General features: G+C 57.2%; 6 protein-coding genes. 1 reads left to right on the plus strand and 5 read right to left on the minus strand.

Translation table 11 applies throughout. From position 1 onward, the window contains the following. Positions 1-232: 232 nt before the first annotated feature. A complete protein-coding gene (locus ROS217_RS14710; RefSeq protein WP_157046613.1) occupies positions 233-964 on the plus strand; it encodes a ParB/RepB/Spo0J family partition protein in 732 nt (243 codons plus the stop codon). A 541-nt stretch (positions 965-1505) separates the two neighbouring features. Here the strand turns inward: ROS217_RS14710 and ROS217_RS14715 are convergent. From ROS217_RS14715 to ROS217_RS14735, 5 genes are all read right to left on the minus strand, one after another. Beyond that, entirely contained in the window at positions 1506-3098 is a 1593-nt protein-coding gene (locus ROS217_RS14715; protein ID WP_009818571.1) for an FMN-binding glutamate synthase family protein, read from the minus strand. 113 nt (positions 3099-3211) lie between these two features. Further along, the gene (locus ROS217_RS14720; RefSeq protein ID WP_009818572.1) at positions 3212-6952 is read right to left on the minus strand and encodes a translocation/assembly module TamB domain-containing protein; all 3741 of its coding nucleotides are present in this window, start codon (positions 6950-6952) and stop codon (positions 3212-3214) included. Continuing rightward, positions 6952-8757: an autotransporter assembly complex protein TamA gene (locus ROS217_RS25025; RefSeq protein ID WP_040650619.1), complete on the minus strand. Its 1806-nt coding sequence runs from the start codon at positions 8755-8757 to the stop codon at positions 6952-6954. Before ROS217_RS25025 ends, ROS217_RS14720 begins: the two co-directional genes overlap by 1 nt. Positions 8758-8867: 110 nt before the next feature. Continuing rightward, complete coding sequence (locus ROS217_RS14730; RefSeq protein ID WP_009818574.1) at positions 8868-11966, minus strand: efflux RND transporter permease subunit; 3099 nt, start codon at positions 11964-11966, stop codon at positions 8868-8870. Further along, entirely contained in the window at positions 11963-13012 is a 1050-nt protein-coding gene (locus ROS217_RS14735; protein WP_254656430.1) for an efflux RND transporter periplasmic adaptor subunit, read from the minus strand. Before ROS217_RS14735 ends, ROS217_RS14730 begins: the two co-directional genes overlap by 4 nt. Positions 13013-13466: the final 454 nt, after the last annotated feature.

The raw sequence follows: 13466 nt of genomic DNA on the forward strand, positions 1-13466 counted from the left end.
CCACCCCGATTAGGTTGCACCTTCAGATAAGATCATGTGTCGCCTCCCAAGGATTTCCTGAGGGGGTGATTGGTTTTGTCTGACACCCTCAACCATCATCAACAGCACAGGAGTGACCCCAATGGGAACCACCACAAGCAAACCAACCACGACCCAAAAGCGGCCCGCAAAGGTAGCACTATCAGCAATCGCCCTCGACAACGAAAGCGGCACAGCCCGCCCCGGCCCCCTCATGCCCGATTGGGTCAAAGAATTGACCATTGCCCTCAAGAACACCGGGAGGCTTGATCCTATCCTACTTTGGGCAAGCCCCGAAGGCCCAGAAGCCCCCTTGGTGATCCTCGACGGGCGACACAGGATTGCGGCCTACAGGAGTGAAGGCGTGTCGCGGAATATCCCGGCGACCGTGATCACCTGCCCATGGCGTGAGGCGCTGCTAATCTCAGCAAGATCGCACAGCAAAGCCCAATACCCGCTAACGGCAAACGAAAGGGCGGACTTTGCATGGCGCTTGGTCAGGGAAAGCGGACTGGCTTACTCCAAGAGTGAGATCGCCAAGGCGACAGCTACTAGCGCCCGGACGGTTGCTCGGATGCGAGCGAGATTGGGCGATGCCCAGCGCAGGGGCGATGAAGGGAAATTCACGGGAAGCTGGTGGCGCGACCGTGACGACAGAGTGGAAACTGAAATGGAGGACGATATGACAGAGGATCAGCGCCGCGCTTACATAGAAGAGGGGACCAAGGAAATCCGCAATCTTCTGGATCGTCGCGGGAAGAGCGGTTGGCGGAGTGAGATCAGCATCGTGGATGAATGTTTGATAAAAGCGCTGGGCGTCTCACGGATACGCGCGGTGGCGGAATATACGTTTCCCAGCACCGAGGATGCCGACGAATGGTTCTCGACCGTCACAGCAGACAGCCCGGATATAGACCCGCACGACGATCCCATGCCCGACTTCTAGGGGCCCTCAGGGGGTGCCACCAGTAGGGTGTGCCAATGGCATAGGCTGGAGAGGCGACGATTTGCCCTTTCCCCGGCACGTTGGACCTGATAACTAATTGAAGGCAAAGGATACTTCCACTTGTGGGATGATCCCAAAGGCCCCTTCATAGCAACCTTGAAGGGAAACCCAATGTATAAGCTATCAATCCAGCGTTCTCCCCGTCTTGTGGGTGAAATTGCGTGGTCCGTAATGCGCTATGAAACCGCCAATTGGGAGGGTTGGACTATTCGGACCTTGGGGGTCGTATGGTTCATTGAGCGGCGAAAGCGTCAAGCCGTATGAGAACATGAAGGGGCTGCGCCAGTGGTGTGGCCCCTATTCCCACGGGCATGAGCTGATGATCGGTCCCGTATACACATTTCACTACACATTGCCGTCCAAAGCCTGTAATATTCGATTGAAAACAAAGGGGTAGGATGCAGGGCGAAACCCACCTTGGGCACCATCCGCATTCCTACAGTTAGACAATCGGGTGCTTTCCATTGCGCTGTTCGATGCGTCACGGTGTGAATTCAAATGTATCGGCGCGGGCGTGGCTCCAGTATTTTTCGAAGGCTGGGTGGTTCACGCGACCGGAGAGCAATTCCCCCGGCTCCAACCAGAGATATTGGCTCGCCGCAGACCGAACCTCTCGGCTATTAACACGGATCATGAGGTGATCTGGGGTAAAGTCCTGCGGTCTGCGCAGGCCTGAGGATTCCACAGCTTCTTTAAGTGCGAAGAGTGTGTTGCGGTGAAAATTGGCGACACGCTGGTGCTTTTCTGCGACCACGAGGGCGCGATAGCGGCTTGGATCTTGTGACGTCACGCCGGTGGGGCATTTCCCAGAATGACAGACTTGGGCCTGAATGCAGCCGACGGCAAACATGAACCCACGTGCCATGTTGCAGCTATCGGCCCCCAAGGCGAACATGCGACACATGTCAAAGGCGCTGATGATCTTGCCTGAGACAATGAGACGGATGCGGTCGCGCAGGCCCATCCCTACCAGTGTATTATGGACTAGCATCAAACCCTCGCGGATGGGCGCTCCCTTGTGATCCGCGAACTCGACCGGTGCTGCCCCGGTGCCACCTTCTGCCCCGTCGATCGTAATGAAATCAGGAGTAATTCCCGTAGCGTGGAAGGCTTTGACCATGGCAAAGACTTCCCATGGGTGACCAACGCACAGTTTAAGTCCAACAGGTTTGCCGCCTGAGAGGATGCGCAGTCGGGCGATGAAATTGCAGAGCCCATCGGGCGTGGAGAACTCGGAATGCGCCGCCGGGCTGATGCAATCTTGACCAATCCGGACACCACGCGCTTCTGCGATGGCCTCTGTTACCTTGGCTCCTGGCAGGATGCCACCGTGGCCCGGCTTTGCACCTTGGCTAAGCTTTATCTCGATCATCCTGACTTGATCCTCGGCAGCAGCCATCGAGAACATGTCTGGGTCGAAGCCACCTCCTGAGGTGCGACATCCGAAGTAACCCGAACCGATCTGCCAAATCAAATCTCCGCCATGCTTTCGGTGAAACCTCGAAATCGAGCCTTCGCCTGTCGTATGTGCAAATCCACCAAGCTTTGCGCCCCAGTTCAGAGCCTCAATTGCGGTGGGTGATAGGGCACCATAAGACATGCCGGATATGTTGAGCGGAGAGCTCTTATAAGGCCGCGCGCAGTCCGGACCTCCAATCTGCAATCGAAACTCTCCATCACCCAGATGCGTCGGAACCATAGAGTGGTTGATCCATTCATGCCCGACGGCGTTCACATTGCGCAGAGTTCCAAACGGGCGCAGCCCCTCGATCCCTTTGGAACGTCGATAGACCAGAGCGCGCTGTTCGCGCGAAAATGGGGTCTCTTCGTGGTCGCTCTCGAGGAAATACTGCCGGATCTCAGGGCGAAAATGTTCAAAGAGAAACCTGAGCCGTGCCGATATTGGGTAGTTCTTGAGCACGGCGCGTTTGGTTTGAAAGAGGTCATAAAGACCGACCGTGGCAGCCAGACATGCAACGCCACCGAGCAGACCGCCCCAGACGGGGAAGTGGAGGGCCAGTGCAATCCCACATGGGATGAGTAGGATGCTGAGACAGAGAGGTATGTAACGCATTTTATCCGTTCCCCATCGTACCGATCCTCAGGCCACAAAAGCACCTACTGTACGTGCAAGGTGTTTTAGGACGCAATCATGGCTATTGAGTGAATGTGCTCAGATATTCATCCTCAGTAATCTCGTTCAAAGAACACACCAATCCCTGTGGAGCCATCGTTCGACGTCCCTCCCTTGACCGTAAGACTGTCGGTCAGGTCGAGATTAAGATTAATGCGCTGCTTTCCTTCGCTGTCCGCGGTAACTTCAGTATAGACTTTGTCCGAGATATAGGCACCCGCACTTACTTCTGTTCCACCATCATCGGTCTGCGACACATCAAGATCTGACAGACCGACGGCATTCCGCAATTTACCGACGACATCACCGCCGCTCCGACCTGAGAGGGTGGCCACCGCAGAGGCCATCTGAGCCGCTTGGAATGGCGATATGCTGTCGAGGCCGCGCCCGAAGATCAGGCGAGAGACAACTTCTTCTTGCGGTAGATCCGGATCAGAGATGAAGCGAACTTCTGGAGCACTTGCCAAACCTTCAATGATCACCTGAACGGTAACGTCATCAGTTTCGGTTTCTCCTACAAAACGGAGATACGGGTCAAGCGAGCCTTGCAAGGTGACGCGTCCTTGGGTCATGGTCAACCGCTGGCCCAGAATGTCGAGCCGTCCGCGGATCAATTCAAAGAACCCATCCGGTGCGACGGCCTCGGTTGTTCCAGCTAGGCGCAGTTGGCCGCCCAATTCAGCATCCAGCCCGCGACCGCGCACAAATATCCGATTGGGAGCGTTGATTGAGAGGTCGAGGAGATAGGGTCGTGCGCGGCCCGTGCCCGGAGCCTTTATAAGGCCGGCGCGTTCTCTGGTCGCGCGGACATCTACGGGTTCGTTCACGTGCTTCAATTCTGGAAGGGACACAGATGCGGGACCGAGGCCCGAGGGAATACGGATATTGGTTTCACCTAATGTCAGGGTGCCTCCAATCCGGGCACCTCCGGTCAGCGGGCCATTCACCGCCACGTTGCCATTGACGGATGTCGTGTAAATTGCCTGATCGCTGAGCACGAGATCGGTCAAAGCAATTTGCAGATCGCCAGCATAGCCCGGTGTCAATGCAATCGGGCCTGTGATCCGGACTTGCCCACCATCCCGCATGCGAGCGGTGAAATCAGTTTGCATGCGGCGCTCACCGAGCGTCGCTGTCCCGCTGATGTCCTCTACGGCAAGACCCGTGCCGGGAAGGGCAATCCGTGTTCCAGACGTGGTAATGCGGCCAGACACCGCCTCTAGTGAGGGAGCGCCGTCTATCCGAAGGTCGTAGCTGGCACTTCCCTGAAGCGCATTTGGTTGAATGAAACTATTTGCAAGCGCGAGAGGTAGGGAACCATTAGCGGCGATATCAACGGATGCCGCATGATCGACGATATCGCCGGAGACTTGTGCCGTTGTGCCTCCGGGACCGGTGGCGGACAACGTGAGAGAAATTCGTTGTGCCAGATCGCCAATCAGCCTAGCGCTTCCGTTTGCCGATACGGGGCCGGAAAACTCTGGGGCAAAAAGCCCAAGGTTGGCGAGGCGCGCGGTGAACTCAACCGGCGCGTCGGGACTGTTTGATCCAGCCGATAGAGAGACTTGTGGAGTTTCGAAGTCCAAATTGCTGATCTCGATCCTGTCGGGGCGTCGGGCGGCGTCTGCGGTGAGGGTCAATCGACCGGCAATGAGCTTGTCGAGTTCGGCAATGCCGGTCGCCAGGTTTTGCCCGTTCATCGCGGCTTTAAGAGCCATGTCCTGAGCACTGTCCTTGGCTGAGCCCTCGAGCGTCAGGTCAAGCTGTCCGCGCAGGGTCTGACCCGCGAGGGCATTGAAACGCGCCAGATCCTCAATTTCCGCCCTGAGCTTTCCCCTTACGGGCAGCCCTGGTGTCTCTGGCGAGAGGGCTGCATCGGCGCGCAGGCGCGCCCCCATCAACTGTGCGTCAAGCCCGTTCAAGGTTATGTCGCCGCCGGCCTGCCATGACACGTTGCTGCTGAGTTCTGCGGGGCCAGAGAGGCGAGGATCAGAGAGAGAAAGATCTGAGAGCCGCGCGGCAAGGCTGAGCGCGCCGCTTTCACTGCTAAGGCGCCCCGAAGCCGTGGCCCGAATGGTGTCATTGTCAATCTGGAACCGGCTGAGATCGGTGCCTGCCGTATCTCGGCGGGCCGCCAAGGAAAGCGTTGCTGGGTTGGCGATCAACGGATCAACCTGCGGTAGTCCAAAGGCGAGGCCGTCAGTTTCGGCGTCGAGTGTGATATCAAAATCTCCGCCCAGCAGGCTCCCTGAGCCAGCAATCGTCGCGCGGGCTGCACCAGCGATGTCTTGACCTGCAAGCGCTGCAAACCGCGACAGGTTCGGAGCTTCGAGAGTTACCGTGCCCGACACTGGAAATCCTGCGGCTAACTCCGCTATTTGTCCGTTGCCCGTGAGCTGTGCTGCGCCTGCGTCGAGACGCAGTCCAAGCAACTTGAGCGGGCCACCTTCGGTAAAGTCGAGCGACGCAAGCCCCGACAGCACTGTTCCCGCCGCCTCAGCGAGGGCTGCGTCCTCTAGCCTCAGGCCTGATACATCAAACTCGGTCAGTGCAGTAACGCCGCGCGGTGCGGTCCGTCGCAATACGCCGCGGCCAGAGAGATTGGCGCTTGTGATGCCGATTTCTGGCCTCTCGAATCCAGTCATCGCGACCTTGGCCCGCCAACGGTCGCCGCGCGCGGCATTAAACCGCGCCTCAATCGTCGCGCTTGTAACATGCGTGGCGGGACCGGTGATCGGCAGGCGGACCGGGGCGCCTTCATTGTCCAACTCGCCGTTGAGGGCAAACCGTACAGGCCATCCGGCTGCGTCAAGCGAGAGTGAGCCATCGAGTTTGATCTGTGCCGCAGAAAGGTTGAATTCTTCGATGTCAAGATTTCCACCGCTCTGTTGCTGACCCTCGACTGAAAGTTGGCTGTTCGTGCCAAAGAACGGACGATACTCGGCGGCAAAGAGCGGCGTCAAGTCGCCCCGCAGCTTTGCTGAAAATGCCCGGATGGGCGTCTCGGATGTGTCCACATTACGAAGGGTCACCTGACCAGTCAGGCGTGGCTCATTGTCAGATGCCAAGCGAATGTCTGCAACGTAATCGCTCAGAGGGGCCGTGCCGTTGATCTCTAATGACAACGCGGGCCGATCAGGCAGTTGCAGCAAAGTTGCTGCAATGCCGCCCTCGTCCTCTTCGAGAGATAGGTCTAAAGCTAGGACTTCGGTCTCGTTCACAAAACTCGCGTCTAATTGAACAGCACCGCGCCCGTCCAAGCGCGTCACGTCGATCTCAGCCGCGCCTTCGCCGCCTCCGAGCGACAGTCTTCCCAAGAGTTGAAGGTCAATCTCTTCACCGAGGATGGGCGAACCAAGTGTGAGTGTTTCGGCGCTGATCTCTCCTATGTTGACCGAGACTGGCAGGTCAGGAAGTTGAAACGGCTTGGCCTCTGCCATCTCTGGCGAGAGTTCCTCTTCGGCCTGTGGTAGCCGGGCCAGCACAATTTCACGCGCGGTCAGACGATTGATCTCTACCCTACCTCGCAAGAGGGCCGAACGTGTCCAGTCAAGTGTGACTTCATTCAAGGTGATCCAGATGCCGTCTTTGTCGGCGATGGTTAGTTCGTCCACTGTAGCCTGTGATGAGAGCGCCCCGGAAAATCCGATGATCCGTACATCACGACCGGCGCCCGAGAGGTTGTCCTCTAGCAGGGCTTGTAGATAGCCCCGGTCCTGTTCAGGCGTCTGCGCCAAGAGTGGCAGCGCAAGACAGGCGAGTGCAATCGAGAGGATGGAGATAAGGCGTGCCATCAGAAGGCCTGTCCGATGCCGATGTAGATCTCAAAATCTTCACCGAGATTGTCGCCAAGAGGCGTGCCTATATCCACACGAATTGGGCCGACAGGAGTGAAGTAGCGTGCGCCAAAGCCCGCGCCGCTGTGCCAACGCCCGCGTCCGGTGCCGAGCGCATCTTGTCCGATAAATCCCGTATCAGCAAAGGCCACGGCTTGAATTTTATCGTTGATGTTAGCGCGCAATTCGCCTGAGAACCCAGCAAACGCACGGCCACCCACGGTGACGCCGGGTGCGATATCAACACCGAGCGACTGATAACTCTGACCACGCACGGTGCCTGCACCGCCCGAGTAAAAGAGCATGTCAGCTGGGATTTCATCAACGGTTGCACCCGCGATCGATCCGATCTGCGCCCGTCCTGCTAGGACAAAGCGATCGTCAGGACCAAAGCTGCGATAATGTCGTCCATCCGCATAAATTCGCGCGCCGTCGCCACTCTCTTGATCAAGACCGATAAACGGGGTCAGCGTCACTTCGAGGAAAATCCCGGATGTTGCGTTCAACGGATCGTTGCGCCGATCCCATGTGATGCTGCCTGGAAACAGCAAGTGTTGCAGTTTGCGCGTTCCCAAATCATCACTTATGTCGGAATAACGGTAGGCGATGCCGAGCTCACCGCTCAGATCATCCGAAAAGATGTGGCTCAGACCGCCGCCGATTTCTATCTTTGCCTCGCGATAGTCAGGCTCATCATTTCCTTCGGCGCGAGCTTCTAGGAAAAGGCCTGTGTCGGGGGTGAATGTTGCGGGTCGGTCGTAACGCACGCCAAGCCGGTAATCCTCACCGCCAGAGTCACCGCCAATACCGCCGATCAAACCATCGATCCGCAACCTCTCGGCCCCGCCCCAAAGGTTTCGGTGCAACCAGAAGCCAGATAATGTAAGACCTTCCAATGACGCCAACTCTGCGCCCGCGCCGATGCGGCGACGTTCGGCGTCGGTCACACGCGTTGTGATGTCGAGTGTTCCATCCGGATTAGGGCTCTCGGCTTCGGTCATCACTACAGAACGAAAAGCCCCTGACCGACGTAGGCGTGTGGCAGCCTCTTCCAGATCCTCGGGTGAAAATACTCGGCCAGTGGGAAGGCCTGCGATGGCCCGAATACGTGATGGGCGAACGCGGCTTGGGTCGCCTTCGTTTGAGATTTCGAGCGTCCCAAATCTTAGACGCGGACCCGGATCAAGAGCGATGTCAGCGGTTAGCGTCGAGACCGCGTGGTCAGCAATAACAGTTTGATCGGCAACAAGCGCCTTGGCATGACCTGAGGCACGCCACGCGGCAATCCCCGTTCGTGTCGCCTCTCCGACCAACTCGCCCTTGGCCGGATTGCCCGTCGCAAACCCTTCTGGCAGCTTCGTATCCGGTGGGAGTGGGGCCACCCGAGCCGTTGAGAAAGTGAAGGCCGTCCCGCGGTCAACACTGATATCGATTTGCGCGATCTCGGTTGGGGCCCGCAGGGGTGGTATACTCGCTGCTTCCTGTCCATTCACCCGGATGCGGATCACCCCGCCGTAATAGCCTTCAGCATAAAGGACGCCAATCAATCGCCCGTAATCTGCCTGGGCTGCGGCCAAGAGATCTTGCGCCGTCGCCTCTTGTTGAGCGGCAGTGGTCATAACAAGCGATGCACTGCGCAGCTTCTCCGAGAATGACTTGGGGGCGTTGGGTGTGGAGAATGAGACATCTGTCGCATGAGCGAACAAAGGCATGAGCCCTACGCAAAGGGCCGTTATTCCTAACAGTCTTGAATGGGACTTCATCACCCGAGATGCACTCCGCTAGCTTGCGCTTTTTATCGCATTGCGAAGGATGGATTGCCACCCTTGCCAAGAGCCAAATCCGCGCCCGGCGTTCCGAAGAGGGCAAAATTTCATTCCGCCGGTAGATGGCTTTTGGCCAGCGCAGCGTCGAGAGTCTTCTCAACTGCGCCGCGTGGTTTGGTGAAACGGGCCATCAGATCGTAAAGAATTGGCGTCACAAAGAGCATCAACGTCGTAGCCATGGCGAGGCCCGCGATGATCACTGTACCAACTGCGATCCGGCTTTCAGCACCTGCACCAGAGGCTGTAATCAGCGGTACGGCTCCTAAAATCGTTGAAACTGCAGTCATCATGATGGGGCGAAGACGCAGCACCGAGGCTTCGATCACTGCTTCGCGCACGGCGTATCCTTCATCGCGCAGTTGGTTGGCAAATTCCACGATTAGGATGCCATTCTTGGATATGAGCCCGATCAGCAGGATAATTCCAATCTGACTGTAAACATTGAGCGACAATCCGCCTGCTGCCATTGCGTAAATCGCGCCGGCGATGCCGATGGGAACAGTCAGCATAATGACAAGTGGGTGAACAAAGCTTTCGAATTGTGCGGCAAGAACCAAGTATACGATGAGCAGCGCTAGAAGAAACACAAGACCAACGCCACCTGAGGTATCCTGATAGGTGCGCGATTGGCCATCATATCCCAACTTGGCCTCTGGTGGCAGAATCTCTGCCGCAATTTCCTCTAGCCGACTCAGCACGTCGCCAAGTTCGGCGTCGGGTGCCAATGCCCCCGAAAGCTGAATCGAGGGCAAACGGTCGAAGCGTCGAAGTGACGGGGTTGCAGCGTTTTCCTTGAGGGTCACAAGAGCCCCCAAAGGAACCAATGTCTCACCGTCTCCGGCCCGAACGAAGATATTCGTGATGTCGGTGGGCGAGCGGCGATCTTCATCTTCGGCCTGAACGAGGACGGGGTATTCACGGCCTCGACTTACAAACGTCGTAACCTCCCGCGATGCGAGCATGGTTTGCAACGTGGCTGCAATCGCATCCGCGGATATGCCCAAATCGTCGGCGCGCGCACGATCAATCTCTATGTCGAGTTGCGGCAGGTTCTGGTCAAAGTTGATCTCTGGGTTCACAAGGCCTTCGACACTTTCTGCACGCTCTAGAAAGGTTGTCGCCCAGTCTTTGACGCTCTCGAAATCGGGGCCTCCGATCACGATCTGCACCGGGGTAGAGCTGCCGCGCAAGCCAAGCCCCGCAGGTGTTACAGGGAAGCCGCGCGCAATCGTCACATTCCCCATCTGCGGAGCAATCTCCGACACGATGTCGGATACAGAGCGCTCACGTTCTTCCCAAGGCGCGAGACGGAAGACAACAAATGACCGCCACGGACGACCACCCCAACCTGTAAAGCTGAACACGGTTTCAATTTCACCGGACTCTCTCAGGGGTTCCATAATGGCTTCAACTTGACGGGCGGCCATGTCGGAATGTGCGACGGTCGACCCCTGAGGTGCCGTCAGCGGCACGAAGCCCACGCCTCGATCCTCACGCGGGGCAAGTTCGCGCGGAAGCCCATCATAAAAGAGAACGGCTCCTGCCGTTATCACAAGTGCCAACGGCAGGATAACAAGAGGCATGCCAATGGCACGGGTCAAGAGCGAACCATAAATGCGTTGAATCATCGTTGGTGGACGTGGTCCGGTGGGAGCGTTGGCGCGCAACTTGCAAGCGCTCAGTACTTTTGAAGCAAGCGCCGGGCAGGCCGAAAGCGCGACAAACGTAGAGATCGCCACCGTTCCAGCCATAACCCAGCCAAATTCGACAAACAGCCGTCCTACTTGACCGGGCATGAAGGACAGCGGCACAAAAACTGCAATCAACGTTAGCGAGGTTGCAATGACTGCAAATGTAACCTGCCGCGCTCCATGCATGCTGGCTACCAGAGGGCTTTCACCGTCTTCAATTCGGCGTTGGATGTTCTCAAGAACAACAATGGCGTCATCCACAACAAGACCAATGGACAGCAAAAGCGCCAGAAGCGTTAGCGTGTTGAGCGAAAATCCCCAAATTCCAATCAGCAAGAAGCTTCCGATCAATGAAACTGGAATTGTGATGAACGGCACAAGCGTCGCAGGGATGCTGCGTAGAAAAAGGAGGATGACCGCTATCACGAGTGCCAGCGAAATAAACAGAGCCACCACCACCTCGCGGATTGAGGCTCCGACAAAAAGGGCGTCATCGGACCCAACTATAATCCTCATGCCCGCTGGCAGGTTGGGCGCCAATGTCTTGATTTCGGCGCGTACGGCCTTGGAGATTGCCAGAGTATTGGACTGGCTCTGACGCAAGACCTGAACGCCGACAGCATCGGTGCCATTGGTTCGAACAATGGTTGAATCGTCTGCAACTCCCGGCACGACACGCGCCACATCGCGCAATCTGATTGGATATCCGGCCATCCTGTCCAAGACGATGTCACGAAAATCCTCAATGCTGCGCAATCGGCTGTTGAGACGGACTGTGAGTTGGCGGTTGGTCGATTCAACGTCGCCTGCAGGCAGTTCGAGATTATTGCGACGCAAAGCCGCTTCGACATCGGCCACCGTGAGGTTGCGCGCGGCAAGGGCTCTTCGATCCAACCATATGCGAACCGCAAAGGGTTGATCCCCAATGATTTCGACATTGGCGACGCCGTCAAGTGTGGCGAACCTGTCCACGACAAAACGGTCAATATAATCGGTAATCTCGGCTGTGGTCATGCGGTCCGACGTGACAGCAAGACGCATCACGGGATCTGCATCGGCATCACTCTTAACGACTTGTGGTTCGTCCGCCTCTTCAGGCAGATCACCACGCACTCGCCCCACAGCATCGCGGACGTCATTTGCCGCAACATCGATGTCGACGCTGGTCTCGAATTCGACGGTGACCCTTGATCTTCCCTGGCGGCTCTCGGAACTGATTGTGCGGATGCCGGATATGGAGGCTATGGCACCCTCCACCGTTTCCGTAATGTCGGTATCGATTACTTCAGGCGCTGCTCCGCGATAGGTTGTCGTGACAGTAACAACCGCATTATCTACGTCGGGGAGTTCCCGCACCGGAATATCGCGTAGGGCGGCCATGCCGAATATCACGATCAGAAGACTTGCCACCGCAGCCAGAACGGGCCGTCTGATCGAGATGTCAGAGAGGGTCATGTTGCACTCTCGGGCTTGGGTAGATCGGTTTCGGCAGTGGCTCCGGTGTCGGCCTCTAAGATCCTAAGCAAGGTGCCATCGCGCACCCGTTGCAGACCGCGTATGATCACGGATTCACCGGCCTCTAGGCCTGAGGTAATGGCGATCTGCCCATCCTTGCGTTGTCCTGCGATTACGGTACGGCGGCTGGCTTTGCCGTCCGTAGCGACAAAAACATAAGTTTCGGCTGCTTGGAAAACGATAGCCTCTTCCGGGACGGTGACTTCTTCGCTCTCTGATAGGACCAGCGTCAGTGACAGGAACATCCCTGCAGGGAGTGTGCTATCGGAGTTTGGGATTAACGCGCGGGTGCGAAAGGCGCGGCTGACCGGGTCTATGCCACTGTCCACAACATCCACGGTGCCATTGAATACGCGATCTGCGAAGGCCGCGCTGCGCGCGGTCAGTGGTTGTCCCTTTTGGACTTGCCCATAGATCATCTCGGGCAGGGAGAACTCGACTTCGACCTGGCTCAAGTCGTCGAGCCGGGTGAGAACCTCGCCTTCTGTGACGCGTGCGCCCACATCGAAGTTTGTAAGCCCGACGATGCCCCCAAAGGGCGCTGTGATGGTCCGATCGTCAAGGCGCCTGCGTGCGCGCTCGACCTCTGCCTCAGCTTCTGCGAGACGCGCGATAGCCTCTTCCTCGGTGGCTTTCGATACGGCACTGGTCTGACGCAACTGACGTGTGCGCTCCAAAGTCTGACGTTGTTCAATCAGAACAGCCTCGGCTTCGGCTAGATCCGCGCGCTCGATCGTATCATCAAGGCGCGCCAACACGTCGCCTTTTTCCACCTTCGTCCCCGGAGAGATGGACAGCGCGATCAAGCGCCCGTCGACTTCTGGAACAATGTCGATGGATTTCAAGGCCCGCGTCGTCCCAACCGCTTCAATTGTCTCTTGGAGCGTACGTCTTTCGGCTGATGTCACTTCAACAGTTACAGGTCGCTCTCCATCGGGCGCGGTCTCTGCGGCGGCATTGGGCGCGAAATAGGTCTGGTATGCCAAATACCCGCCGTAAGATGCTGCACACATCAGACAAAGTACTACCAGTTGTTTCCATATCTTCATATTGGCCGGGGTCCCGTTCTCTGGTGCCCCGCGATGACGCGGGAAGTCTGATAGCGAAGTGTATGCCGTGGAACCTATAGTAAGCCAGATGAAAGGCAACTCTAAGTGAGTTTTTCAGCGTTTCTGATTGTGCTCTTTGAGCTGTGCCAGCGTCGCTTGCAACAGCTCTGGGATTGCCACGCTGGTTGTTGCTATTGTGGATTCGTCTCCAGTGCGCAGGGTTACTTCTGTGAGTCCCAGAAGGGCCTGTAACCTGAGCGCGCCTGTTGAGGCGGCTGTGCCAGCAAGTTTGTGTATGTGATCTGCGAGGTCGTTGTCGGATCGTCTGTCTTGCTGATTGAGTGCAACGAGGATCGCAGAACCTTCGGCCTCGAACTCTGTGATAAGCCGG

It is taken from the genome of Roseovarius sp. 217, assembly GCF_000152845.1.
Taxonomy (GTDB): Bacteria; Pseudomonadota; Alphaproteobacteria; order Rhodobacterales; family Rhodobacteraceae; genus Roseovarius.